The sequence below is a fragment of the Streptomyces parvulus genome, assembly GCF_014648855.1.
Lineage (GTDB): Bacteria > Actinomycetota > Actinomycetes > Streptomycetales > Streptomycetaceae > Streptomyces > Streptomyces parvulus.
Genome location: NZ_BMRX01000011.1, coordinates 114,497 through 140,688, shown reverse-complemented (window position 1 = coordinate 140,688; position 26,192 = coordinate 114,497). Strand labels below are relative to the sequence as shown.

Genomic DNA, 26,192 nt, shown 5'->3' with positions numbered 1-26,192 from the left:
CCGGGTCAGCTCTCGCAGACGGCCGTGTCGAGGACCTTGGTCATCTGCGCGTGGGGCGTCCCGAACTGGAACGCCGCGTTGGTCATCGCGGAGGCGTGCCGGCCGTCTTCCGCGACCAAGGTGTACGAGTGGTGGCCCGGCATCATGCCGTTGTGGCCCCAGGCCGTGACACCGCAGGACAGCCGCGTCGAGAAGAGCCCCAGACCGGAACCGGTCTGAGCGGTGTCCTTCATCTCGGCCAGAGATCCCGGGGAGACGAGTTCACCACCGAGCAGCGCCTCGTAGAAGGCCGTGAGGTCCTCCAAGGTGGACACCATCGCCCCGGCGCTGCCGTAGAGGGACGGCTCGACGATCTGGGCACGGGTCCAGACGTATATTCCGCCGAGCCGGGCCCCGTGGTAGCCGGTGACCGCCGGGGAAGGCAGCGCGCGATCCCCCGGGGCGGGGAAGAACGTCCTGGTGAGGCCCAGCGGTTCGATGACGCGGCTCTGAACGGCCGCACGCGCGGGTGCCCCGGTGACCGCTTCGAGGAGCATCCCGAGGATCACGTAGTTGGTGTTGGAGTACGTGGCCTTCGCGCCCGGCGCCGAGACGGGATCGAGGCTCAGCGCCGTCCGCACGACCTCCCGGGGCGTGTACGTGCCGTCGGCGTTGCGCGGAGGCTGGACCGTCACCGGGTCCAGGGGCATGCCGGGGCTGTACGGTGCGATGCCGCTGGTGTGCCGAAGGAGGTGCCGCACGGTGACGCGGGTGCCGTCGTAGCCGTTGCCGGTGACGACGCCGGGCAGGTACGTGTCGATGGGCGTGTCCAGGGCGACCTTGCCCTCGTCGACCAGTTGCAGCACCGCGGTCGCCGTGAAGGTCTTGGTCTGGCTGCCGATGAGGAAGTGCTCGTCGCGCCGGATCGGCCGGTCGGCGCCGTACGTGCCGGTGCCGGCGGAGAGGGTCCAGTCGTCGCCGTCCGCACCCGCGTGGACGGCGGCCCCCGGTCCGGCGGCGGCCTGGAGCGTGCGGAGCGCCGCGAGGGTCGCGGGATGCTCCTCGGCCCGGACCTCGGCGTATGCCGTGCCGCTGTACGCGGTGAGCGTCATCGTCATCGCGCACACGGCGCCGGCGACGGCGGAGAGTCTGGCGCGGTTGCGGTGGGTGGTCATGCGGGTTCTCCCTCGGTGGGTCGGTGGGTCGGTGGGTCGGTGGGTCGGTGCGCGGGCCTGGGGCCCGCGGCGGGCGGGCCCCAGGGACGGACTGTCAGGGACGGACTGTCACGGGGCGGACGGTGACGGGGCGGCTTCGAAGGCCGCGGTCAAGCGCGGTACCCAGTCCGCGAACGCCGGTGCCCAGCAGGCGTAGTTGTGGCCGCCGTCGCAGCCGGGGTCGAGCGACGCGCCGTTCCCGTAGTCGACGAGGCGGCTCGGGACGGCGAGTTGGTCCAGCCGGGACTTGACGGTGTGCGCGGCCTTGGCGGTATAGGTCTCGATGACGTCGTTGTCGCCGGTGTAGAGGGTGATGCCGGTGCCGGCCAGGCGTGCGAGGTTGGCCGGGGCGGCGGGGTCGTACGCCTTCCACACCCGGTCGCCGAAGATCGGGTACGGCGAGCCGAAGATCGCGTCGCTGTCGACGTACGGGCCGTAGTCCGAGCAGGTGCCGGGGGCGGCCGAGCTGATGGCGCACCAGGCGCCCGGCAGGTTCAGTTCCGTGGCCAGGACGACGGCGCGGACCTCCGCCATGCCGAAGTCGAGCCCGCCGGACAGGGCGGCCACGTGGCCGAACAGGTCGGGCCGGGCCTGCGCGTAGTGCAGTGCGCCGCTGCCGCCCATGGAGAGTCCGGACACGGCGCGGTGCGCGCGGTCCGGCACCGTGCGCAGGTTGGCGTCGATGAACGGCACGACCTGCTCCAGGTGGAACGTCTCCCAGTCGGCGGCGCCCAACGCGGTGTTCTGCATGACCCAGTCGGCGTACCAGCCCTTGCGGCCGCCGTCGGGCACCACGGTGATCATGTCGTCGGAGCGCAGGGCGGGTACGGCCGCGGCGTCGTCGACGGTGCCGGGGCCACCGTGCAGGAAGTACGTGACGGGCCAGCGCCGGCCGGGGTCCGCGGCGTAACCGGAGGGCAGGAAGACCCGGATCCGATGAGGCCCGGAGACCTCGGCCGAGGTGACGGTGAGGGTGAAGTCCGTCTCACCGCGGACCACGGCTCCGTCGGTGATCTGGGTGAGGCCGAACCCGTCGCGGAACGCGGGGACCCGAGGCTCGGCGGCGTGGGCCGAGGGCGCCGACAGGGCGCCGAACGCGGCGGCCGCCGAGGCGGCGGCAAGGGCCCGGCGGAAGCGGTGCCGGGCACGGGGTGTCGTGGGAGTCATGGTGGATGCGGTGTCCTTCTCTTCCGTCGGTGTGCGCTGTCCCGGGGCTCCTCCCGGCGTCCCGGTCACCACCGGCAGGCGGCGGGGAGGACCAGCAGGAGCGCCAGAACGATCAGCACCAGGAGGCATGCCGAACCCCCCTTGGGGGCCCTGTCGCCGGTTTCGATCCGTCCTCCCGGGGTGATGCGCGGGTGCTCGGCCGTGTAGTGGGCGGAGTGCCTCCGCCAGGCCTCGGCCTCACGCAGCCACGGGGTCCGGTGGGGGCATTCGCCGCACCAGTAGCGAAACGACATGTCGATACCTGCTCCTGTGTCGTGCACTGCCCGCGCCGGGCCGGCCGTCCGATCCGGCACGACAGTCGGCTCCCCTCCAAGGCGGCGCGGGCAGTGCAGTCGGCAACGACCCTGGCAGCGAGCCGGTGAGCAGGCCATGACATGGGACTGGACATATATGTCAAGGTCGTCCGGATAGACTGCCGCCCCCCCCGACGACCAGGCAGAAGGGCGCCGAAGTGGCTGACGAGCTGGGTCCGTTACTGAGGGAACTGCGGGAGCGGGCGGGGCTGAGCCAGCTGCGGCTGGAGGAGCGTTCCGGCGTCAGCGCGACCCACATCAGCCGCCTGGAGACCGGCAAGTCCCGCAATGTCCGCCGGGACACGGTGAACCGGCTGCTCGACGCGATGGACCCGACCACGGAGGACCGCCGCAGGATGGCCTCGGTCCTCACGGAACTGGACGGCGACCGGCCGGCCGGACCCGGCGGTCCCGACGGCGACCGATCGGCCGGACCCGGTGGAGTCGACGGCGGCCGATCGGCCGGGCCCGGTGGAGTCGACGGCGGCGGGCCGGCCGGCCCCGGCGCGAGTACACCTCCCCCGGCGGAGATCCGGCGGCGTCGGCCGGTCCGCCCCGCGAGCGGACCGCTGTCCGAGGCCGCGGACCAACTGGCCGCCGAGACGCGGCGTCGCTGGCAGCGCGAGGAGGAGCAGCGCCTGGTCCTGGACCCGTACCCGCTCCCGGTGCGCCGGCGCTCCGTGTCCGCCACGATCACCGACCTCGACGCCAACATCCGGCGCCTGCCACCGGGTGCCGTGGCCGCACCACTCGACCTGAGCGGTGACCAGCACGGCATCGGCGACCTGTACCGGGGCATCGGCTCCGGGCGCCTGGTGGTCCTCGGCCAGGCCGGCTCGGGCAAGTCGGTCCTCGCGATGCGGCTCGTCCTCGACCTACTCCAGGACGACGGACGCACCGGAGCCGACCCGGTACCGGTGATCTTCGACATCGGCTCCTGGGACCCGACGGCCCACACCTTGCGCGGCTGGCTGACGGGCCGGCTGCTGCGCGACCATCCGTACCTGGCCGGGGGCTCGTCGCCGGTCGGGGCGGCCGCCGCCGCGCTGGTCGACGACGGTCACATACTCCCGGTGCTGGACGGCTTCGACGAGATGGCCGAGGGGCTGCGGCGCCGGGCGCTGGAGGAGCTGAACCGGACCTCGCTGCCGCTCGTCCTGACCAGCCGCCCGGACGAGTACGCCGCGGCCGTGCGGTCCGCGACGGACGGAACGGTGACGCCGCTGAAGTGGGCCGCCGCGGTCGAGCTGGCGGAGATCACACCGGCCGACCTGCTGGAGTACATGCCGCGCGCCACCCGGTCCCCCCTGGCGGCGGACGGTCCGTGGGACCGGACCCTGAGGGGGCGGACCGACCCGGAGGTGCGGCTCCACCGCGTCCTGAGCACCCCGCTGATGGTGTTCCTGGCCCGCACGGTCTACGGCGAGGGGAAGGTCAGGGACCCGGGGGAGCTGACGGACGGGTCGCGCTTCCCGACGGAGGACTCCCTGCGGCGCCACCTGCTCGCCGCCTTCGTCCCGACGGTCTACCGGCCGCGGGCAGCCGAGGAGCCCACCGCGGACGGCCCGCACCGGGGGCGGCCACCGCAGTGGACGCCGGAGCACGCCCAGCGCTGGCTCGGCCACCTCGCCCGCGACCTGGTCCGCGCCGGGCGGGAGCGGCAGGACATCGCGTGGTGGCGGATCGGCCACTCACTGAGCACGTCGACCCGCGCGCTGGCCGTGGCCGCCGTGTCCGCGCTGTGCGTCGCCCTGCCGGTCTGGCTGGCCGAGGCGCTGATCGCCGTCTTCGGCGAGGTGCGGTTCGTCGCGGCGGTGACGGAGGGTGCCGCACTGGGCCTCGGTGCCGGGATCACGGCCGGTGTGCTGTACGCGGGGATGGCCACCTTCGGCGGCAGCGTCTTCGCCCCCTCGCGCGTGCGACTGCGGCTGCGCCGCGGACCCGGCGCCGGTCGGAGACCGGCCCGTACGTTCGCCGCCCGTTCCGGCGCCATGGTGCTGGCGGGGCTTGCCATGGGCGTCGGCGTCTCCTGCACCCTGACCCTGCAACGAGTCCTCTACCACGACTGGTCGTTCACGTCGGCCGAGGTCCTGCGGGTCCTCGCCACCGACGCGTTGCTGCTGGGGCTGATCTTCGGCATGGCCTTCGGCGCGGTCTTCGGACTGACCGCCATGCTCGAGGCGCCCCTGGACGTGTCCTCGGCCGCCACCCCCGGCAGCCTCCTGGCCGCCAACCGCAGGACGGTCCGCGCCCAGCTGTGCGTGACCGTCCCCGCCCTCGCCCTGGCGATCGCCTTCGGCGGAGGACTGGTCTGCGGCCTCCTCGACCCGCTCCTCGGCCCTCTGGTGTGGCTGCCGCAGGACGCGGTGGTCATCGGCACGGTGGGCGGCATCGGCGGCGGTCTGTCGTACGCGCTCTGCTTCACCGCGTGGGGGCAGTGGCTGATCTTCGTCCGGCTCCTGCTGCCTCTCCAGGGGCGGCTGCCCTGGCGGACCGACGTGTTTCTGCGGGACGCGTACCACCGCGGGGTCCTCCGGCGGACGGGTGCGGTGTACCAGTTCCGCCACGTCCACCTGCAGCACCACTTCGCTCACGCGGGCGACCCCGAAGGGTGACCGTGCCGTCGCCCCGGGTGAGACGCGCGTCTCCCCAGGGTGACGAGAGATGACCGCCGGTGACCGGCTCTGTGAGGGCGCGCACAGGGCCCAGGTCACACCGTGCCGGGGTTAGTAGAAGCCCGACATCCGCTCGGCCGCGCGATGACCGGCCGTCCGGAGGCTCACGCGTCCCTCGCTCCGAAGCGGCGTAGTAGGTCACACACTTGTCGCGGCGCCCGGGCGTTCCGCAAGGTGTTCGGCGTACCGGGGAGCCGAGCGCCGGGACCGGACGGGAAGAGCCCGTCCGCGATCCAGACACCGGCCCTGATGACGCGAAGCCGCGTCCAACGCGGACACCGCGTCGCCGACCCCCCGTCGGCCTCCCCATCACGTCCCCGAATGGAGAGGTACACCCATGCACGCCATCCTGCGCCGTCCCAGTATCCGCAAGTCCGCCGTGGCCTCCCTCGCCGCCGCGGGCGCCGCCGCCGTCACCCTCACCCTCGCCCCGAGCCCGGCGCACGCCGCCGAGCCGGCCAAGGCCTCCACCGCGCAGACGCAGGCCCAGACCGACAAGATCGAGGCCATCGTCAAGGCCGGCAAGAAGAAGCACGGCAACGACCTCGACGGCTGGATCCGCACCGCGCTCGACGTCATGGACGCCAAGAACATCCCGGGCACCTACGAGGGCCTGCACCGCAACATCATGCGCGAGTCGTCCGGCAACCCGAAGGCGCAGAACAACTGGGACGTCAACGCCCAGAACGGCATCCCCTCGAAGGGCCTGCTCCAGACCATCCAGCCCACCTTCGACGCCTTCCACGTCAAGGGCACGAAGGACTCCATCACCGACCCGGTCGCCAACATCGTCGCCGCCTGCAACTACGCGGCCGACAAGTACGGCTCCATGGACAACGTCGACTCCGCCTACTGACCGGCGGACCCACCGACCGCCTGAGCCCCAGGGACAACCGGTCCCACGCGGAGGCCGGCGGGGCCCAGGCAGCACGGCGGGGCCGGAGCGACGACATGTCCCTCCGGCCCCGCCTGCGTCCCTGGTCTCCCGCGTTCTTCCCCGTCGTACGACGTACGTCGCACTCAAGGCACGTATGCCTCAGCAAAGTTGCTTGATCCCACGCTCGTAGACTCGGGGTGTGAGCCCCAGCCAAGAGACGCCCGGCGACAGCTGCTCCGATGGGCCTCGCCGGGAGAAGCCGCACCATCCGGCTCTCGCCGGTACGCGTTCGCGGGACTGTGTGACGTTCGCGGGGACCTTGTGAGTCGGCTGCTGCCCGACGGGGCCACGCCCCCCGGCCAAGGTGCTCGATCGCCGCGTTCCGTGGCCGCGAAGCTGGTCAGGGCTCAGCATCTGCGCGACATCGAGCCCTTGTTCGTCGAGTTGCCGGACGGCCTGTCGGATCCGGCAGTTGAGCTACGGGCCTGCCTTCTAGGGGAGCTGGCGCTGATCGGCTCGGGGGATGGTCGTCGTTCCCTGGAGGCGTATGCCGAAAGGCTGGGTGAGCTGGGGCACCCACTGGCTCGGCTGCCCAGGACGCGACTGGACATCGAGCACCGATTCGCTGTTCGCGTCCGAGGGCTCGGGTCGGTCAAGACCGTGAAGCAGCTCCGGTCGCGCTTCCCCGAGGCTCCCTCGACCGACGGCGGTGCGGTCGTCGGCCGCGGTGCCAGCGATGCTCGAGACGACGGTCGGGCGAACGCGGCCGTCCTACCCTTCCGTGCCGGCGGATGGGCCCGTGAGCCCGAGGCGCGGTTCTTCACGCTGCCGAACCCGCTGAGCCTCGACGACTTCGGCATCTCCTTCATCAAGGAACTGCCCTTGCGCTGCCTGGCGGGTGAGGGCAGCCACCGGGGGAGGGCACTCGCCTGCGTGACGACGGCCGACGATGTCCTCAACGAGCTCTTCACCGCTTCCTACGTCGGCGGGGTCAATGGCCAGGGGCAGGGCGGTGCGTACGCGCGGCTGTATGCCTGGGACAGTTTCTACGCGCTCATGGGGATGCCCACCGGTGTGCCCCTCTTGGAAGCGGTGCGGCGCGCGGCGGATCATCGCTGGTTGCGGTTCATGGCGTTCACGGACTGGTTCCACCACGACACCTCGGACCTGGCTTTCGCAGTGCTCGATCCCACCCGGACTCGGGTCGCGGTGCTGGCGGCGACCGACACCGACGCCCACCGCGACCGTCCCGCATAGCGGGAAGTCGCCCCTGACCTGTTCAGGTCGGGAGGGATCCCGCTTTGCTGTCCTCAGGGCCTTCAGATGTCCCGGAAGATATCGATCTGCGCCCCCACCGAGTTCAGCCGCTCCGCCAGATCCTCGTACCCCCGGTTGATCACGTACACGTTGCGCAGCACCGACGTGCCCTCCGCCGCCATCATCGCCAGCAGGACGACCACCGCCGGGCGCAGGGCCGGTGGGCACATCATCTCGGCGGCGCGCCAGCGGGTGGGGCCCTCGACCAGGACGCGGTGGGGGTCCAGGAGCTGGAGGCGGCCGCCGAGGCGGTTGAGGTCGGTCAGGTAGATGGCGCGGTTGTCGTAGACCCAGTCGTGGATGAGGGTCTGCCCCTGCGCGGAGGCCGCGATGGCCGCGAAGAAGGGGACGTTGTCGATGTTCAGGCCCGGGAAGGGCATGGGGTGGATCTTGTCGATCGGCGCCTCCAGCTTGGAGGGCCGGACGGTGAGGTCCACCAGGCGGGTGCGGCCGTTGTCCGCGAAGTACTCCGGCGTGCGGTCGTGGTCGAGGCCCATCTCCTCCAGGACCGCCAGCTCGATCTCCAGGAACTCGATCGGCACCCGGCGGACGGTCAGTTCGGACTCCGTGACCACCGCGGCGGCCAGCAGGCTCATCGCCTCGACCGGGTCCTCGGAGGGCGAGTAGTCCACGTCGGCGTCGATCACCGGCATGCCGTGCACCGTGAGGGTGGTGGTGCCGATGCCCTCGACGCGGACGCCGAGCGCCTCCAGGAAGAAGCAGAGGTCCTGGACCATGTAGTTGGACGAGGCGTTGCGGATGACCGTGACACCGTCGTGGCGTGCCGCGGCCAGGAGCGCGTTCTCCGTCACCGTGTCGCCGCGCTCGGTCAGCACGATCGGGCGGTCCGGGCGCACCTGACGGTCCACCACCGCGTGGTAGTGGCCCTCGGTCGCCGCGACCTCCAGGCCGAAGCGGCGAAGCGCGATCATGTGCGGCTCGATGGTGCGGGTGCCGAGGTCGCAGCCGCCGGCGTAGGGGAGCCGGAAGCGGTCCATGCGGTGCAGCAGCGGGCCGAGGAACATGATGATCGAGCGGGTGCGCACCGCCGCCTCGGCGTCGATGGCCTCCATGTTCAGCTCGGCCGGCGGCACGATCTCCAGGTCGGTGCCGTCGTTGATCCAACGGGTGCGCACACCGATGGAGTTGAGCACTTCGAGGAGGCGGTAGACCTCCTCGATGCGGGCGACCCGGCGCAGCACCGTGCGCCCCTTGTTGAGCAGTGAGGCGCACAGCAGTGCCACGCAGGCGTTCTTGCTGGTCTTGACGTCGATGGCGCCCGAGAGGCGCCGGCCGCCGACCACTCGCAGATGCATCGGACCCGCGTAGCCCAGGGAGACGATCTCGCTCTCCAGCGCTTCGCCGATCCGGGCGATCATCTCAAGGCTGATGTTCTGGTTGCCGCGCTCGATGCGGTTGACGGCGCTCTGACTGGTGTTGAGCGCCTCCGCGAGCTGTGACTGGGTCCAGCCGCGATGCTGCCGGGCGTCACGGATGAGCTTGCCGATGCGTACGAGGTAGTCGTCTGCCATGAGGTTGAGGCTATCTCAGATATGAGATCGCGCCTCTCGGGGGGTCCATTCGGGTGACGCGACGTCAAGGGCGCCTCAGCGGCGCTTGCTCGTGGTGGTGCGCCGCCACCCGAAAGGTCCGGGCAAATCCATCGATGTCGTACGACGTCCGGTGCTGCTGCGGGTGTGGCGCGGGCCGTTCTTGCCACCGGTGGTGATCGACCACGAGCGCTTGTTGATGTTCAGCCGCACTCCGGGGAGGATCCGGAAGCTCTTGCGGAACGTGAGGGGCATCGTGCCTCCTTCCGAGTAGTGCCGGGGCTCCCCGGCACGCATCGGATACCCCCGTTCGGCGTAGTGATGGCCGCACGGGTCACCCGGGAAGGCGGGCGGTGGGGCGCACGCCACACAGCGCCCGGGCATGACCGGAGCGCCCCCATGTACTAGAGTTATCTCGACATCGAGATATCTGCCGAGGCGCACCGCAGTTCCGCGCCGCCGCCGGCTCGCTGGTAAGGCTTACCTAACTTAGTCCTACCTTAGCGGAAAGGCCAGGGCGGCGTGGCGGCAGGATGCGGTGGTACGCGCACATGAATGAAGGAGACTGTCGTGTCGGCGAACAGCTTCGACGCCCGCAGCACGCTGCAGGTGGGCGACGAGTCGTACGAGATCTTCCGGCTGGACAAGGTCGAGGGCTCCGCGCGCCTTCCCTACAGCCTGAAGGTGCTGCTGGAGAACCTGCTCCGCACCGAGGACGGCGCGAACATCACCGCCGACCACATCCGTGCCCTCGGCGGCTGGGACTCGCAGGCGCAGCCGTCGCAGGAGATCCAGTTCACGCCGGCCCGCGTGATCATGCAGGACTTCACCGGCGTGCCCTGTGTCGTGGACCTCGCCACCATGCGCGAGGCCGTCAAGGAGCTGGGCGGTGACGCGGCGAAGATCAACCCGCTGGCCCCGGCCGAGCTGGTCATCGACCACTCCGTGATCGCCGACAAGTTCGGCACCAACGACGCCTTCAAGCAGAACGTCGACCTGGAGTACGGCCGCAACAAGGAGCGCTACCAGTTCCTGCGCTGGGGCCAGACCGCCTTCGACGAGTTCAAGGTCGTCCCGCCCGGCACCGGCATCGTCCACCAGGTGAACATCGAGCACCTGGCCCGCGTCGTCATGATCCGCGAGGGCAAGGCGTACCCCGACACCCTGGTCGGCACCGACTCGCACACCACCATGGTCAACGGCCTCGGCGTTCTCGGCTGGGGCGTCGGCGGCATCGAGGCCGAGGCCGCGATGCTCGGCCAGCCGGTCTCCATGCTGATCCCGCGCGTCGTCGGCTTCAAGCTCACCGGTGAGCTGCAGCCGGGCACCACCGCCACGGACCTCGTGCTCACCATCACCGAGATGCTCCGCAAGCACGGCGTCGTCGGCAAGTTCGTCGAGTTCTACGGCGAGGGCGTGGCGGCCACCAGCCTCGCCAACCGCGCCACCATCGGCAACATGTCGCCGGAGTTCGGCTCCACCGCCGCGATCTTCCCGATCGACGACGAGACGCTGAACTACATGCGCCTGACCGGCCGCAGCGACCAGCAGGTCGCCCTGGTCGAGGCGTACGCCAAGGAGCAGGGCCTCTGGCTGGACCCGAAGGCCGAGCCGGACTTCTCCGAGAAGCTGGAGCTGGACCTCGCCACGGTCGTCCCCTCCATCGCCGGCCCGAAGCGCCCGCAGGACCGCATCGTCCTCGCGAACGCCGCCGAGCAGTTCAAGCAGGACGTGCGCAACTACGTCGACAGCGTGGACGAGGCGGGCCAGGAGTCCTTCCCGGCCTCCGACGCCCCGGCCGTCGCCAACGGCGTCCCGTCCAACCCGGTCCCGGTCACCGCCCCCGACGGCACCACCTACGAGCTGGACCACGGCGCGGTGACGGTCGCGGCCATCACCTCCTGCACCAACACCTCCAACCCGTACGTCATGGTCGCCGCCGCCCTGGTGGCCAAGAAGGCGGTGGAGAAGGGCCTGACCCGCAAGCCGTGGGTCAAGACCACCCTCGCCCCGGGCTCCAAGGTCGTCACCGACTACTTCGAGAAGTCGGGCCTGACCCCGTACCTCGACAAGGTCGGCTTCAACCTCGTCGGCTACGGCTGCACCACCTGCATCGGCAACTCCGGCCCGCTGCCGGACGAGGTCTCCCAGGCGGTCAACGAGCACGACCTGGCCGTCACCTCGGTGCTCTCCGGCAACCGCAACTTCGAGGGCCGGATCAACCCCGACGTCAAGATGAACTACCTGGCGTCCCCGCCGCTGGTCGTCGCCTACGCCCTCGCCGGCTCCATGAAGGTCGACATCACCAAGGACGCCCTCGGCGCCGACCAGGACGGCAACCCGGTCTTCCTCAAGGACATCTGGCCGACCGAGGCCGAGGTCAACGACGTCGTCGCCAACGCCATCGGCGAGGACATGTTCTCCAAGTCCTACAGCGACGTCTTCGCGGGCGACGCCCAGTGGCAGGCGCTGCCGATCCCGACCGGCGACACCTTCGAGTGGGACACCGAGTCCACCTACGTGCGCAAGCCCCCGTACTTCGAGGGCATGGGCATGGAGCCGGCCCCGGTCGAGGACATCTCCGGCGCCCGCGTGCTGGCCAAGCTGGGCGACTCGGTCACCACCGACCACATCTCCCCGGCCGGTGCGATCAAGGCCGACACCCCGGCCGGCAAGTACCTGACGGAGCACGGCGTCGAGCGCCGCGACTTCAACAGCTACGGCTCGCGCCGCGGCAACCACGAGATCATGATCCGCGGCACCTTCGCCAACATCCGCCTGCGCAACCAGATCGCGCCGGGCACCGAGGGCGGCTACACCCGCGACTTCACGCAGGCTGCGACTGCTGACGCGGCTCCGGTCTCGTTCATCTACGACGCCTCCCGCAACTACATCGAGCAGAACATCCCGCTCGTCGTCCTGGCCGGCAAGGAGTACGGCTCCGGCTCGTCCCGCGACTGGGCCGCCAAGGGCACCGCGCTCCTCGGCGTCAAGGCCGTCATCGCCGAGTCCTACGAGCGCATCCACCGCTCGAACCTCATCGGCATGGGCGTCCTGCCGCTCCAGTTCCCGGAGGGCCGGACCGCGTCCTCTCTCGGCCTCACCGGCGAGGAGTCCTTCTCCGTCTCCGGCGTCACCGAGCTGAACGACGGCACCACCCCGCGCACGGTGAAGGTCACCACCGACACCGGCGTCGAGTTCGACGCGGTCGTCCGCATCGACACCCCGGGTGAGGCGGACTACTACCGCAACGGCGGCATCCTGCAGTACGTGCTGCGCAGCCTGATCCGCAAGTAGGCCGCACCGCACAAAGCCCGAGGGCCGCACCCCCGTCACCGGGAGTGCGGCCCTCGGCCTTCGCGTGCCTCAGAACATCAGGCGGTACGAGTTCCAGCCACCGCTGCCGATCTTCACCGGCGAGCTGAACGGCGCGGAGCCGTTGCCGGTGCCCTTGTACAGGTACAGGGCCCCGCTCTTGTTGCGGGCGACCAGGTCCGTGATGCCGTCGATGTCGATGTCGCCGACCGACACGATGTTGTTGTACGTGTTCCAGCCGCCACCGACACGGGCGCGGGAGGAGAAGGGCGCCTTGTAGTTGCCGGTGCCCTTGTACAGCCACAGGACGCCCGACTTGTCCTTGGCGACGATGTCGGCCTTGCCGTCACCGGTCAGGTCGCCCTTGCCCGTGATGTGGGTGTAGGCGTCCCACCCGCCGCCGACCTTGTAGCGCTGGGTCAGCTTGCCGTTGCCGTACCCGAGGTACAGGTACAGGTTGCCGGAACCGTCGCGGGCGAGCAGGTCGTCGGCGCCGGCACCACCCAGGTTGGCGCCGGAGAACAGCTGGTTGTAGATCTTCCAGCCGTTGCCGACGAAGACGTGCTCCGCGTCGATCCCCCAGTCTCCGTAGTAGAGCTGGCCGCCGGACGTGACCTGCCAGAGGCCGTCCGACTCGCCGTCGGAGTTGTGGTCCACCTGGGTCGCGGCGCGAGCGGTGTCCCAGTCAGAACCGGAGAAGAAGCGGGAGTCCAGGCCGCCCTCGAAGTTGGGCAGGTAACCCCACAGGTCACCGTTGCCGTCCGCACCGAACAGCGGGTTGATCTGGGCATCGCCCGGCAGGGCGGTCGAGCCGAACTTCGACTTCTCCGACGGCTTCACGTCGGCCTGCGGCCGGGTCGCGGTGGGTACCGGCTCGTCGGCGGCGACGGCACTGCTCGCACCCGTCGCCACCAGGGCGGCGGTGAGCGCCGCAGCCGTGGCACGCGCCAGGGCGCGACGCGTGTTCAGGCCAGAGCTTTTGGCCACGTGGGTCCTCCGTTTGGTCATGCCTGAGGGACCGCGGACGGTCGGTCCGCAAGATCCCGGGATACTCCGTGATCCTTACACATGACGTTCACACGTCAACCAGATTTACTGCCGGGGACGAGAGCGGTACAGAACAGGTATGGAAGAGCAACGTGGGGCGTACAACCTTTTGCGGGGTACGCCGGTCACCCGGCGTACCCCGCGACTTCATCCCGTGCTCACCATGGAGTTCAGGACAGCAGCTCCACCTCCGCCAGCGTGTGCTCGCCGTCCAGGACGAGGCGGTACTTCGCGTACGAGCCCGGTGACTTCACCGAGAACGCCCGGGTCTGCCGGTCCCAGGCGAAGGACTCCCCGGAGCGCTGGTCCAGCGTCCGCCAGGTCGTGCCGTCGGCCGAGCCCTGGAGCTTCCAGCCGGCCGGCGCCTTGCCGTGGTCCTTCGCCGAAGTCAGCGTGTACTGGGCCGCCTTCACGCCCTTGCCGGAGACCGGGAGGTCCACCGACGTCACGCTCGCCTCGGTCGCCGAGGTGTTGTCGAACAGGGCGCCCTCACCGGTGACGGCGTCCGTCCGCGGGGTGGGCACCTCGTCGTCCTGGGTGACCGACGGCGGGGCCGCGTCCTTGCCCGTGCCCCACGAGGACGGCCTGGCGCCCATGTCGAACTCCAGGACGCCGCCCTTGGCGATCACCGAGTGGGGGAGCGAAGTGGAGTTCCAGCGCTTGCCGTTGACCTTCAGCCCCTGCACGTAGACGTTCTTCGTGCTGTTCTTGGGGGCCTTGACGACCAGCTTGCGGCCGTTCTCCAGGTGGACCGTCGCCTTGGTGAACTGCGGGGAGCCGATGGCGTACTCGCCGCTGCCCATGACCAGCGGGTAGAAGCCGAGCGAGGAGAAGAGGAACCAGGCCGACTGCTCGCCGTTGTCCTCGTCGCCGTGGTAGCCCTGGCCGATGTCGCTGCCGGTGTACAGGCGCTGGAGCACCTCGCGGACGTTCTTCTGCGTCTTGTACGGCTGCCCGGCCGCGTCGTACATGTACAGGGCGTGGTGGGCGACCTGGTTGGAGTGCCCGTACATGCCCATGCGGACGTCCCGCGCCTCGGTCATCTCGTGGATGACCCCGCCGTAGGAGCCCTTGAACTCCGGGGAGGCCGTCTCGGGGGTGGCGAGGTACTCGTCGAGCTTGTCGCCGAGCCCCTTGCGGCCGCCGTAGAGGTTGGCGAGGCCGCGGCTGTCCTGCGGGGCGGTGAAGGCGTAGCCCCAGCCGTTGGTCTCCGTGTAGTCGTAGCCCCACACGCGCGGGTCGTACTTCTCGGAGTCCACGCGCCAGTTGCCCGCCGCGTCCTTGCCCTGGAAGAAGCCGGCCTTCTGGTCGAAGAGGTTCACGTAGTCCTGGGCGCGGTTGAGGAAGTACGCCGACTCCTCTTTGTACCGCTTCTCGCCGGTCTCCTTGTAGAGCTTCTCGCCCATCTTGGCGATGCCGTAGTCGTTGAGGTAGCCCTCCAGCGCCCACGACAGGCCCTCGTGCGTCTCGGAGCTGGTGTAGCCGAGGAACGGCGAGGTCTCCATGCCCTTGCGGCCCACGCCCGAGGACGGGGGCACCACGGTGGCGTTCTTGACGGCCGCGTCGTAGGCCGCCCTCGCGTCGAAGTCGACGCCCTTGACGTAGGCGTCCGCGAAGGCCACGTCGGAGGAGGTGCCGGTCATCAGGTCCGCGTAGCCGGGGGAGGACCAGCGGGAGGTCCAGCCGCCGTCCTTGTAGTGCTGCACGAAGCCGTCGACCAGCTCACCGGCCTTGGACGGGGTGAGGAAGGAGTACGCGGGCCAGGTGGTCCGGTACGTGTCCCAGAAGCCGTTGTTGACGTAGACCTTGCCGTCGACGATCTTGGCGCCGGTCTCCGTCGGGGTGTCCTCCTTGACCGCCTTGGAGAAGGGGGAGGCGTACTTGTACTTCCCGCCGACCTTCTCGTGGCCGGCGTTCGGGTACAGGTACAGCCGGTAGAGGCTGGAGTACAGCGTGGTCAGCTGGTCCTGCGTGGCGCCCTCGACCTCGACCTTGCCGAGGACCTCGTCCCACTGCTTCTGGGCGTCGCGCTTGACCTTGTCGAAGGAGGCGCGCGCGGGGATCTCCTGGCGCAGGTTGTCCTTCGCCTGCTCGACGCCGATCAGCGAAGTCGCGATGCGCAGCGTCACGGCGCGGTCCTTGCCCGCGTCGAAGCGCAGGTGGCCCTTGACGCCGCTGGAGTCGCCGCCGGTGACCTTGCTGTCGAACTCGCCGTACACGAAGAGGCGGGTGGCACCGGTGGACAGCCCGGACTTGACGTCCGAGTAGCCGGTGAAGGTGCCGTTCTCCTTGTCCAGGGTGAGGCCGGCCTGGTCGGTGACGTTGTCGAAGATCACGCTCGCGTCGTCACCGGGGTAGGTGAAGCGCATCATCGCCGCGTGGTCGGTCGGCGTCATCTCGGCCTTGAGGCCGTTCTCGAACCGCACGCCGTAGTAGTACGGCCGGGCGGTCTCGTTCTCGTGCCGGAAGGCCAGCTCGCGGGCGTCGCGGCCGGTGTCCGGGGTGCCGGACGCGGCCGAGGGCATCACCTGGAAGGTCTGCCGGTCGCCCATCCACGGGCTCGGCTCGTGGCTCGCGCTGAACGCCTGGAGGGTGGGCAGGTTGTCCGCGTTGTTGCCGCGCGCGTACTCGTAGAGCCAGCTGAGCGATCCGGCGTTGGTCACCGGCGTCCAGAAGTTGAAGCCATGCGGTACGGCGGTCGCCGGGAAGTTGTTGCCGCGCGAGAAGCTGCCGCTGGAGTTGGTGCCGCGAGTGGTGAGCGCGTGGTCGGAGAGGTGGGCCTTCGGGCGCTCGTACGCGGCCCGCTCGATCTTCACGTCGTCCAGCCAGCCGCGGAACTTCGCCGGGCCCTTGGGGGAGTCGTACGCCACCAGGATCCGGTCGACGGTCTTGCCGGCCGCGACCGAGCCGATGCCCGACTGGACGCTGTTCCACTGGTTGACGTAGAGGATCTTGGCGTCGCCCTGGCCGCGCGGCGTGAGCGGGAACCCGTGCTGGTCGGTGGCCTTGAGGTCGCTCAGGTGGGTGCCGTCGGTGAAGGCGAGGTCGACGGAGACGTTCGTGGCGTCGTAGTCGAGGTCGCCGTCGGCCATCGACGGGAAGATCTTGTACGACAGCTCGCTGCGGCGGTCGACCTTCACGTTGACGTCGAAGACCTTGTTGTACGAGTACGCCCGGCCGTCGGCGGTGTGCCGGCCCGCGTAGCGCAGGGCGTGCGTGCCGGTGAAGCCCGCGCCCGACTTCGCGGTCGGCGAGCCGGTCGGGCCGCGGTCGACCAGGGAGAGCATGTCCTCGGGGACCGGGGTGTCGCCGCCGCCGGTGGACAGCTGGAAGTCGGCGAGCTGGAGGGCGTCGCCCGCCCCGTTGTTCTTGGTGATCTCCAGCCGGAAGTGCTGGTACTCGGCGGCCTCGGCGAGGTCGTACGTCTTGGTCTGGAAGCGCTCCCCGAAGGACTCGCCGGAGCGGGTGTCCAGGGTCTGCCAGGTCTCGCCGTCCGCCGAGCCCTTCAGCGTCCAGTCCACGGGGTCGCGTTCGTCGTGGTCGTTGGCCGAGGTGAGGGCGTACTTGGCGATCTTCGTCGACTCGTCCAGGTCGAACTCGACCCAGCCCGTCTTCTCGAAGGTGAGCCACTTGGTGCCCGGCTCGCCGTCGACCAGGTTCTCCTTGACCTCGCCGCCGTTCGTGTTCTCGGCGCTGGCCCGCACACCGGTCACGTGGTCGGTGACGTTGCCCGGTATGCCGGTCGTGTACCCGCCGTCCACGCCCGAGGAGCGCTTGCCGCCGTCCGCCCCGGTGTCCACGGTGTTGAGCCAGTCCGGAGCCGGGTCGTCCGCCTCGAACGAGGAGGCGAACTCCCGGTCGGCTCCGGCCGGAGCCTGCGGCAGTGCCACCGCCGCCCCCTGCGACCCCGCCGCCAAGGCGAAGGCGGTCGTCAGCACGACCGCCGGACCCCATCTGTGCCGAACTCTGTATTGCATGTCCTGGCCACCCTCCCTGCGCGTGGGACAACGTTGTCAATTCAGCCGCGCAAGGACCAGTAGGGGTCAAGTGGCATGTGATGTCAAGGGTGTTGGATGTGGCGTTCGGGGCTTATGCCAGGGATTCTTACGGCATGGCGTGCACGGGCCACTCATATTTCCGGGAGGTCTCAACTCGGAAAAGACGTACCGCCAACCTTGCTTTCGATCTTGATCCGCTGGCGGGAAGTGGACTATACCTGTCGGCCACCGGGGGATGCGGGGGGAGCCGCGAAGAGGAACCGCCCAAGCGCCCGAGCAGCACCGTTTTTCCGATGGCAGCACAGCAGTACCAGCGTTTCCTGCACGACCCAGCGTGACCCGATCGCGGTGCCGGGGAGGATCCGGTTCACCGCCTGAGTCCTGGAGAAGGCGAGGACTTGAGCATGGGATCCACTTCCGCCGAGAACAATGGAACGGGCGTCGGCCGCCGCGATCTGATCAAGCGCTCCGCGGCGCTCGGCCTGATCTCCGTACCGGCCATGGGCTTCCTCTCCGCCTGCGCGAGCGGCGGCGGGGACGACCAGGAGAAGGCCCAGGCGGGCGAGAAGTCCGCGAAGAACCCTCTCGCGGTCAACGACAGCGCCAAGATGGAATTCGTCCTCTTCGACGGCGGCTTCGGCAAGGAGTACGCCGAGGACGCCGTGAAGCTGTACGAGAAGGCCTTCCCGAAGGCCGAGGTGAAGTTCTCCGCCACCCAGAAGATCCAGTCGACCCTCCAGCCGCGCTTCAACGGCGGCAACCCGCCCGACCTCGTCGACAACTCCGGCGCCGAGCAGATGGACATGGGCGTCCTGGTCGGCAAGAAGCAGCTCGCCGACCTCACCCCGCTCCTCGACGCCCCGTCCTACGACGACCCGAACAAGAAGGTCCGCGACACGCTGCGCCCCGGCATCGTGGAAATGGGCCAGTTCGACGGCGAACCGGTCTGGATCCTGTACTACGCGTACACGGTCTACGGGAACTGGTACTCGCAGAAGGCGCTCGACTCGCTGGACGCGGAGTACCCGAAGACCTGGGACGAGATGCTCGCGGTCTGCGAGAAGGCCAAGAAGAAGGGCATGGCGGGCTGGACGTACGCGGGCAAGTACCCGTACTACATCCCCTTCTCGATGTCCCCGATGATCGCCAAGGTCGGCGGTGTCGAGGTGCTGGACGCCATCGACAACCTGGAGCCGAACGCCTGGAAGCACCCGGCGGTCAAGACGGTCTTCGAGGCCTGGTACGAGCTGTACAAGAAGGGGTACATCCTCAAGGGCACCCCCGGCCTGGACCACATCCAGTCGCAGACCGCCTGGGCCAAGGGCAAGGCCCTGTTCATCCCCAACGGCTCCTGGGTGGAGAACGAGTCCGCCAAGGTCATCCCCGCCGACTTCGACCTCGCCGTCTCCGCCCCGCCCGGCATCGACGACAGCGACAAGATGCCCTTCGGCACCATGTGGGCCTCCGGCGGCGAGCCCTTCATCGTCCCGGCCAAGGCGGCCAACGGCGCCGGCGGCATGGAGCAGCTGCGCGTCATGCTCAGCGAGGCGTCCTCGAAGAACTTCACCAGCAAGGTGAAGTCGCTCAGCGCCTACAACGGCGGCACCGACGGCATCGAGCTGACCCCGGGCCTCAAGTCCGGCGTGGCGGCGCTGGAGCTGGCCGGCAGCAACGTGGTGAACCCGCGGATGCAGGACTGGTACGTGCAGCTCCAGAAGGAGAAGATCGGCGTCGGCTGCCTGGGCGAGATGATGGCGGGCCGGATGACTCCGGCCGAGACCATCAAGAAGATCCAGGGCTTCGCCGACGACGCCGCCAAGGACTCGTCGATCAAGCACTACAAGCACCAGTGAGGAAGCGTCACCAGGGCCTGTCCGGCGCCGGCGCGCCGGACGGGCCCTGGCGGCGCCACCCGCGCTCAGATCGGGGTCGGTAGCAATGCAGCACGGCAAGTACCGGTTCATCGTGGGGTTCCTCGCGGTACCCCTGGGGCTGTACACGCTCTTCGTGGTCTGGCCGTTCATCCAGTCCATCTACTACTCGTTCACGGACTGGACCGGGCTGAGTCCCGAGTTCAAGATGGTCGGCTTCGACAACTACTCGCGGATGCTCGACGACGACATCTTCTGGAAGTCGTTGTGGCACAGCGTGTTGTTCGCCCTGCTGGTGCCGCTGGTGACGCTCGGCCTGGCGCTCTTCTTCTCCTTCATGATCAACGTGGGCGGGCGGAAGCGGAAGGGCGGCCCGGTGATCACCGGGGTCCGCGGCTCCGGCTTCTACAAGATCGTCTACTTCTTCCCGCAGGTGCTCTCCATCGCGATCGTCGCCCTGCTGTTCCAGTTCGCCTACAACCCGGACAGCGGCGCGGTCAACTCCCTGCTGCGCGGGATCGGCCTGGACTCCGTCCAGCCGCTGTGGCTCGGCGACCCGAACCTCGCGCTGTGGTGCGTGATGGCGGTGCTCGTCTGGTCCACCGTCGGCTTCTTCGTGGTCCTCTTCTCGGCGGGCATGGCCTCCATCCCGGCGGAGCTGTACGAGGCCGCGCTGCTGGACGGGGCGAACCGCTTCACGACCTTCTTCAAGGTCACCCTGCCGCTGCTGTGGGACACCGTGCAGTCCGGCTGGGTCTACATGGGCATCCTCGCCCTCGGCGCCGAGTCCTTCGCGGTCGTGCAGATCATGACGACCGGGCCCGGCGGACCCGACTACTCGACCACCGTGACGGTCCTGTACGTGTACCAGAAGGCGTTCCGGGACGGTCAGGCCGCCTACGCCACCACCATCGGCGTCGCCCTGCTCCTCGTCACGCTGGCCTTCGCGGCCCTCGTGATGAAGCTGGGCCGGCGCGAGCGGCTGGAGTACTGAGCAATGAAGACGACCGAGACCCCCGCCCCCGTGCCGGCCGAGTCCGGCGCGCCCGTCCTGAAGACCGAGGCCGCGCCCGGCGGACTCCGCAAGGGGAAGAAGGAGGGCACCGCCCTCAACGTCTTCTCCCACGGCGTCCTGGTCATCTGGGCGATCATGGTCGGCATGCCGCTGGTGTGGGCGGTGATGACGTCCTTCAAGGACGACGCCTCCATCTTCGGCTCGCCCTGGTCGCTGCCGACCAAGCTGAACTTCGACAACTGGTCGCGGGCCTGGTCCCAGGCGCACATGAGCGACTACTTCCTCAACACCGTCATGGTGGTGGGCGGTTCGCTCGTCGGCACCCTGGTGCTGGGCTCCATGGCGGCCTATGTGCTGGCCCGGTTCGACTTCCCGGGCAACCGGTTCATCTATTACTTGTTCATCGGCGGCATGAGCTTCCCGATCATGCTCGCGCTGGTCCCGCTGTTCTACGTCGTGGACAACATGGGCCTGCTGAACACCATCCACGGGCTGATCCTGGTCTACATCGCCTACTCACTGCCCTTCACGGTGTTCTTCCTGACCGCCTTCTTCCGGACCCTGCCCAGCTCGGTGGCGGAGGCGGCGTTCGTGGACGGGGCCTCGCACACCAGGACGTTCTTCCAGGTCATGCTGCCGATGGCCAAGCCCGGCCTGATCAGCGTGGGGATCTTCAACTTCCTGGGCCAGTGGAACCAGTACATGCTGCCGACCGTGCTCAACACGGACCCGGACAAGCACGTCCTCACCCAGGGCCTGGTACAGCTCGCGGTCAGCCAGGGGTACAAGGGCGACTGGTCGGGCCTGTTCGCGGGCCTGGTGATGGCCATGCTGCCGGTGCTGGCGGCCTACATCATCTTCCAGCGCCAGGTGGTCCAGGGGCTCACGGCGGGCGCCCTGAAGTAGCCCTCCGGCCCTCCGACGTGCCGCCCCCGGCCTCCGGGGGCGGCACGCGCGCGTGAGCGGGCGGACGCCCGCGGAGGACCCGGATGCGGTTCAACCTCTTGACGGGAGGCGACCCGAACGGCTCAGCTTAGAGTTCACTAGTTGGACATGGACGGGGCCTCATCGAAGCGGCCCCGCGCGCAGGAGGTCGTCGTGGAGACTCCGGGGTCGCAGTCGTCGCTGCACCGAGCCAACCTGGAACGGGTCGTACGAGCGGTACGGCTCGCCGGTTCGCTCACGCAGGCGGAGATCGCGAGGACGACGGGCCTGTCCGCGGCGACCGTCTCGAACATCGTCCGGGAGCTGAAGGAGGGCGGGACCGTCGAGGTCACGCCCACGTCGGCGGGCGGCAGGCGGGCCCGCAGCGTCTCGCTGAGCGGGGACGCCGGCATCGTCATCGGCGTGGACTTCGGCCACACCCACCTGCGCGTCGCGATCGGGAACCTGGCCCACCAGGTGCTCGCCGAGGAGTCCGAGCCGCTGGACGTGGACGCCTCCTCGGACCAGGGCTTCGACCGGGCGGAACGGCTGGTGAGCCGCCTGATCGCGGCCACCGGCGTGGACCGCGCCAAGATCGCCGGAGTGGGCCTCGGCGTGCCCGGCCCGATCGACGTGGAGTCCGGGACGCTGGGCTCGACCGCCATCCTGCCCGGCTGGGGCGGCACCCGGCCCGCCGAGGAACTGCGGGGGCGGCTCGGCGTGCCGGTGCACGTGGACAACGACGCCAACCTCGGCGCCCTGGGCGAGCTGGTCTGGGGGAGCGGCCGCGGGGTGCGGGACCTGGCGTACATCAAGGTCGCCAGCGGGGTCGGGGCGGGCCTGGTGATCAACGGCAAGATCTATCGCGGCCCGGGGGGCACGGCGGGAGAAATCGGTCATATCACCCTGGATGAGGCCGGTCCCGTCTGCCGGTGCGGAAACCGGGGTTGCCTGGAGACCTTCGCGGCAGCACGCTATGTGCTTCCGCTCCTCCAGCCCGGCCACGGCCCCGATCTGACGATGGAGGGCGTCGTACGGCTGGCTCGGGACGGTGACCCGGGCTGCCGTCGGGTGATCGCCGACGTCGGCCGCCACATCGGCAGTGGAGTCGCCAACCTCTGCAACCTGCTCAATCCGAGCCGGGTCGTCCTCGGCGGCGATCTCGCCGAGGCCGGTGAACTGGTGCTCGGGCCGATAAGGGAATCCGTCGGGCGGTACGCCATCCCCAGCGCGGCACGTCAACTCTCCGTGCTCCCCGGGGCACTTGGGGGCCGCGCCGAGGTGCTCGGGGCGCTCGCCCTCGCGCTCAGCGAAATGGGCGATTCGACCCTTTTGGACGGAAGTGCGACCGGCGCCCTGCCGGCGGCCACGCCTGCCTTCACTTAGAGCACGGATGGCACCGTTGTCATCTCGTTAAGGATTTACTTCTTGACGTCGCACCTGCGGCCGAGTTGACTTCCAGCCACCTCGGCCGCAACGACGCGGCCTCGTCAGGGAGGTTTGTGAAGTGAACACGCGTATGCGTCGTGCCGCCGTTGCCATCGCCGCCGGTGCCATGGCCGTCTCGCTCGCCGCCTGTGGCAGCGCCAAGGAGTCCAGCGACAACAAGGACTCCGACTCGGCGGCGAAGAAGGGCGACGACATCAAGGTCGGTCTCCTGCTTCCGGAGAACCAGACCGCTCGCTACGAGAAGTTCGACAAGCCCATGATCGAGAAGAAGGTCAAGGAGCTCACGAACAACAAGGGCGAGGTCGTCTACGCCAACGCCAAGCAGGACGCCAGCCTGCAGAACCAGCAGGTCGACACGATGGTGACCAACAAGGTCGACGTGCTGATCCTGGACGCGGTGGACTACAAGGCCATCGCCGGCTCGGTGAAGAAGGCCAAGGACGCCGGCATCAAGGTCGTCGCCTTCGACCGCCTCGCCGAGGGCCCGATCGACGCCTACACCTCGTTCGACAACGTCACCGTCGGCAAGACGCAGGGCGAGGCGCTGCTGAAGGCGCTGGGCGACAAGGCCAAGGACAGCCAGGTCGTCATGATGAACGGCTCGTCCACCGACCCGAACGCCGCCCAGTTCAAGGAGGGCGCCCACTCCGCCCTCGACGGCAAGGTGAAGGTCGGCCGCGAGTACGACACCAAGGAGTGGAAGCCGGAGAACGCCAACGCCAACATGGAGGGCGCCATATCCGCCCTCGGCAAGGACAAGATCGCCGGCGTCTACTCGGCCAACGACGGCATGGCGGGCGGCATCATCACCGCCCTGAAGGCCGCCGGCATCGCCGACATCCCGGTCACCGGCCAGGACGCCGAACTCGCGGGCGTGCAGCGCATCGTCACCGGTGAGCAGTACATGAGCGTCTTCAAGTCGTACCCGAAGGAGGCCGAGGTCGCGGCCGAGATGGCCGTGAAGCTGGCCAAGGGCGAGTCGCTCGACTCCATCGCCAACGACAAGGTCGACAGCGAGTCCGCCAAGGGCGTCCCCGCGGTCATCGTCCCGGTCGTCTCGCTGACCAAGGACAACATCAAGGAGACCGTCATCAAGGACGGCTTCTACACGATCGACGAGATCTGCGCCGGCAAGTACAAGGCCGCCTGCGACAAGATCGGTCTGAAGTAAGCGGATCCCGCGTCCCGAGCTGACTGAGCCGCCCGGGACCGGCCGCCCCAGTTCCTCCGGCGCCCCGCACTCATCAGCCCCGCAAGCTACGCGGGGCGCCGGACGGACCCTCCCCCAACCTTTCTGCACAACCTCCCGCCGGGTCAGGCGGCGAAGGAGATGGTTCACGTGTCCGCTACGCCCGTGCTGGCGTTGCGCGGGGTCTCCAAGCGATTCGGTGCCGTCCAGGCGCTCACCGACGTCGAGCTTGAGGTCCACGCCGGTGAGGTGGTCGCCCTGGTGGGCGACAACGGCGCCGGAAAGTCCACGCTGGTCAAGACGATCGCCGGCGTGCACCCCATCGATGAGGGCGCCATCGAGTGGGACGGCAGGTCCGTCTCGATCAACAGGCCGCACGACGCCCAGAACCTCGGCATCGCGACCGTCTACCAGGACCTCGCGCTGTGCGACAACATCGACGTCGTCGGCAACCTCTACCTGGGCCGGGAGCTGCGCAAGCGCGGCGTCCTGGACGAGGTGGAGATGGAGCGCCGCTCCCGCGAGCTGCTGGACACGCTGTCCATCCGCATCCCCAGCGTGCGCATCCCGATCGCCTCGCTCTCCGGCGGTCAGCGCCAGGTCGTGGCGATCGCCCGCTCCATGCTCGGCGAGCCGAAGCTGGTCATCCTGGACGAGCCCACCGCCGCCCTCGGCGTCGAGCAGACCGCCCAGGTCCTCGACCTCGTGGAGCGGCTGCGCGAGCGCGGCCACGCGGTCATCCTCATCAGCCACAACATGGCCGACGTCAAGGCGGTCGCCGACAAGGTCGCCGTCCTGCGCCTCGGGCGCAACAACGGCATCTTCGAGGTCAAGTCGACCTCCCAGGAAGAGATCATCTCCGCCATCACGGGCGCCACGGAGAACGCCGTGACCCGTCGTGCGGCGCGCACCAATGGGGAGATAAAGAAGTGAGCATCGACAAGACCTCCACGGCCACCGAGGAGAGCTCGGTGGAGAACACCGACGCGGCCCCCGCCGCGGTCGCCGCGGTCGACCCCCGGCTGCTGGTGCGCGAGCAGGGCTTCGCCGGCTACCTCGGCGAGTTCAAGCGGAAGATGAAGGCCGGCGACCTCGGGTCCATCCCGGTCGTCGTGGGCCTGCTGATCATCTGGGCCATCTTCACCAGCCTGAACTCCAACTTCCTCACCGCCGGCAATTTCTCCGACATGTCGGTCGCCATGGTCGGCACCGGCATGATCGCCGTCGGTATCGTCTTCGTCCTGCTGCTCGGCGAGATCGACCTGTCGGTCGGCTCGGTCAGCGGTGTCGCGGGCGCCACCTTCGCGGTGCTCAGCGTCACGCACGGGATGAACGAGATCCTCGCCCTGGTGCTGGCGATCCTCACCGGCACGGCGGCGGGCGCCATCCACGGCTTCGTCTTCGCCCGGATCGGCGTCCCGGCCTTCGCGGTCACCCTGGCAGGCCTGCTGTTCTGGCAGGGCTTCATGCTGCAGATCCTGGGCGACAACGGCACGATCAACCTCGACTCCGAGGGTGTGGTCGTCAAGCTGACCAGCTACTACTTCAGCGACGTGGCCGCCGCCTACGGTCTGGCGATCGTCGTCACCGCCGGGTACTTCCTCAGCGCGTTCTTCGACAACCGCCGCCGCGAGGCCGTCGGGGTGCCGTCCCGGCCGCTGAACGAGATCATCGTGCGCACGGTGCTGCTGGCGGTGCTGGCCTTCGCCGTGGCGATCGTCTTCAACCAGTACAAGGGCCTGCCGCTGGCCGTCGTGATCTTCCTGGCGTTCCTGCTGCTCACGGACTTCGTCCTGCGCCGCACCGCCTACGGCCGGAAGATCTTCGCGCTCGGCGGCAGCGTCGAGGCGTCCCGCCGGGCCGGCATCAACGTCGAGCTGGTGCGGATCTCGGTCTTCGCGATCGCGGGCACCTTCGCCGCGATCGGCGGCCTCTTCGTCGCCTCGAAGATCGCCTCCGCCAATCAGGGCGCGGGCACCGGTGAGTTCCTGATGAACGTCATCGCCGCGGCCGTCATCGGCGGCACGTCCCTCTTCGGCGGCCGCGGCCGCACCTGGGACGCGCTGCTCGGTGTGATGGTCATCATCTCGATCCAGTACGGCCTCGCCCTGGAGGGCATCGCCTCGCCGGTCCAGTACATGATCACCGGTGGCGTGCTGCTGGCGACCGTCGTCATCGACGCGGTCACCCGCAAGACCCAGAAGACGGCGGGCCGCGCCTAGCCGTCACAGGCCCCCTGCGCGGCCCCACGG

Annotated in this window: 18 protein-coding genes; 11 read left to right on the top strand and 7 right to left on the bottom strand. The window is 69.3% G+C overall.

Features of this window, described 5'->3' with window-relative positions; translation table 11 throughout:
* Positions 1 to 5 precede the first annotated feature (5 nt).
* The 3 genes from IE108_RS22830 to IE108_RS22820 form a co-directional block, all read right to left on the bottom strand.
* Complete coding sequence (locus IE108_RS22830) at positions 6 to 1,154, bottom strand: serine hydrolase domain-containing protein (RefSeq protein WP_064730299.1); 1,149 nt, start codon at positions 1,152 to 1,154, stop codon at positions 6 to 8.
* Positions 1,155 to 1,262: 108 nt separating this feature from the next.
* Positions 1,263 to 2,360 (bottom strand): alpha/beta hydrolase, encoded by a 1,098-nt coding sequence (locus IE108_RS22825; protein WP_064730300.1) that lies wholly within the window; start codon positions 2,358 to 2,360, stop codon positions 1,263 to 1,265.
* Between the two features lie 65 nt (positions 2,361 to 2,425).
* A complete protein-coding gene (locus tag IE108_RS22820; RefSeq protein ID WP_064730301.1) occupies positions 2,426 to 2,653 on the bottom strand; it encodes a hypothetical protein in 228 nt (75 codons plus the stop codon).
* Between the two features lie 218 nt (positions 2,654 to 2,871).
* On the opposite strand from IE108_RS22820, the gene IE108_RS22815 reads away from it, so the two are divergent.
* From IE108_RS22815 to IE108_RS22805, 3 genes are all read left to right on the top strand, one after another.
* Complete coding sequence (locus IE108_RS22815) at positions 2,872 to 5,328, top strand: helix-turn-helix domain-containing protein (protein ID WP_064730302.1); 2,457 nt, start codon at positions 2,872 to 2,874, stop codon at positions 5,326 to 5,328.
* 397 nt (positions 5,329 to 5,725) lie between these two features.
* On the top strand, positions 5,726 to 6,244 hold the full coding sequence (locus IE108_RS22810; RefSeq protein WP_064730303.1) for a transglycosylase SLT domain-containing protein: 519 nt from the start codon (positions 5,726 to 5,728) through the stop codon (positions 6,242 to 6,244).
* A gap of 405 nt (positions 6,245 to 6,649) precedes the next feature.
* A complete protein-coding gene (locus IE108_RS22805; RefSeq protein WP_064730304.1) occupies positions 6,650 to 7,522 on the top strand; it encodes a DUF6183 family protein in 873 nt (290 codons plus the stop codon).
* Between the two features lie 62 nt (positions 7,523 to 7,584).
* Here the strand turns inward: IE108_RS22805 and IE108_RS22800 are convergent, their stop codons facing one another.
* Both IE108_RS22800 and IE108_RS22795 read right to left on the bottom strand, forming a co-directional pair.
* Positions 7,585 to 9,114: a helix-turn-helix domain-containing protein gene (locus tag IE108_RS22800; RefSeq protein WP_064730305.1), complete on the bottom strand. Its 1,530-nt coding sequence runs from the start codon at positions 9,112 to 9,114 to the stop codon at positions 7,585 to 7,587.
* 75 nt (positions 9,115 to 9,189) lie between these two features.
* On the bottom strand, positions 9,190 to 9,387 hold the full coding sequence (locus tag IE108_RS22795; RefSeq protein WP_079030465.1) for a DUF4236 domain-containing protein: 198 nt from the start codon (positions 9,385 to 9,387) through the stop codon (positions 9,190 to 9,192).
* A gap of 315 nt (positions 9,388 to 9,702) precedes the next feature.
* Here IE108_RS22795 and acnA point away from each other — a divergent pair, with 315 nt between their 5' ends.
* Positions 9,703 to 12,429, top strand: coding sequence for an aconitate hydratase AcnA (gene acnA, locus IE108_RS22790; RefSeq protein ID WP_064730306.1), 2,727 nt, complete (start codon positions 9,703 to 9,705; stop codon positions 12,427 to 12,429).
* A 69-nt stretch (positions 12,430 to 12,498) separates the two neighbouring features.
* On the opposite strand, the gene IE108_RS22785 is transcribed toward acnA, so the two are convergent.
* Positions 12,499 to 13,434, bottom strand: a complete 936-nt coding sequence (locus tag IE108_RS22785; RefSeq protein WP_229852286.1) for an FG-GAP repeat domain-containing protein — start codon at positions 13,432 to 13,434, stop codon at positions 12,499 to 12,501.
* A gap of 230 nt (positions 13,435 to 13,664) precedes the next feature.
* Positions 13,665 to 17,471: a GH92 family glycosyl hydrolase gene (locus IE108_RS22780; RefSeq protein WP_189397742.1), complete on the bottom strand. Its 3,807-nt coding sequence runs from the start codon at positions 17,469 to 17,471 to the stop codon at positions 13,665 to 13,667.
* A 425-nt stretch (positions 17,472 to 17,896) separates the two neighbouring features.
* On the opposite strand from IE108_RS22780, the gene ngcE reads away from it, so the two are divergent.
* From ngcE to IE108_RS22745, 7 genes are all read left to right on the top strand, one after another.
* Positions 17,897 to 19,345 carry an N-acetylglucosamine/diacetylchitobiose ABC transporter substrate-binding protein gene (gene ngcE, locus IE108_RS22775; RefSeq protein WP_064730308.1) on the top strand — a complete coding sequence of 483 codons (1,449 nt, stop codon included), beginning with the start codon at positions 17,897 to 17,899 and terminating at the stop codon, positions 19,343 to 19,345.
* A gap of 85 nt (positions 19,346 to 19,430) precedes the next feature.
* A complete protein-coding gene (locus IE108_RS22770; protein WP_064730309.1) occupies positions 19,431 to 20,357 on the top strand; it encodes a carbohydrate ABC transporter permease in 927 nt (308 codons plus the stop codon).
* Between the two features lie 3 nt (positions 20,358 to 20,360).
* Positions 20,361 to 21,284 carry a carbohydrate ABC transporter permease gene (locus IE108_RS22765; protein ID WP_064730310.1) on the top strand — a complete coding sequence of 308 codons (924 nt, stop codon included), beginning with the start codon at positions 20,361 to 20,363 and terminating at the stop codon, positions 21,282 to 21,284.
* Positions 21,285 to 21,476: 192 nt separating this feature from the next.
* Positions 21,477 to 22,688, top strand: coding sequence for an ROK family transcriptional regulator (locus IE108_RS22760; protein ID WP_064730311.1), 1,212 nt, complete (start codon positions 21,477 to 21,479; stop codon positions 22,686 to 22,688).
* A gap of 133 nt (positions 22,689 to 22,821) precedes the next feature.
* On the top strand, positions 22,822 to 23,922 hold the full coding sequence (locus IE108_RS22755; RefSeq protein WP_064730312.1) for an ABC transporter substrate-binding protein: 1,101 nt from the start codon (positions 22,822 to 22,824) through the stop codon (positions 23,920 to 23,922).
* Positions 23,923 to 24,081: 159 nt separating this feature from the next.
* Positions 24,082 to 24,873, top strand: a complete 792-nt coding sequence (locus IE108_RS22750; RefSeq protein ID WP_064730313.1) for an ATP-binding cassette domain-containing protein — start codon at positions 24,082 to 24,084, stop codon at positions 24,871 to 24,873.
* Positions 24,870 to 26,162, top strand: a complete 1,293-nt coding sequence (locus IE108_RS22745; protein WP_064730314.1) for a sugar ABC transporter permease — start codon at positions 24,870 to 24,872, stop codon at positions 26,160 to 26,162. The genes IE108_RS22750 and IE108_RS22745 overlap by 4 nt, the downstream gene beginning before the upstream one ends.
* Positions 26,163 to 26,192: the final 30 nt, after the last annotated feature.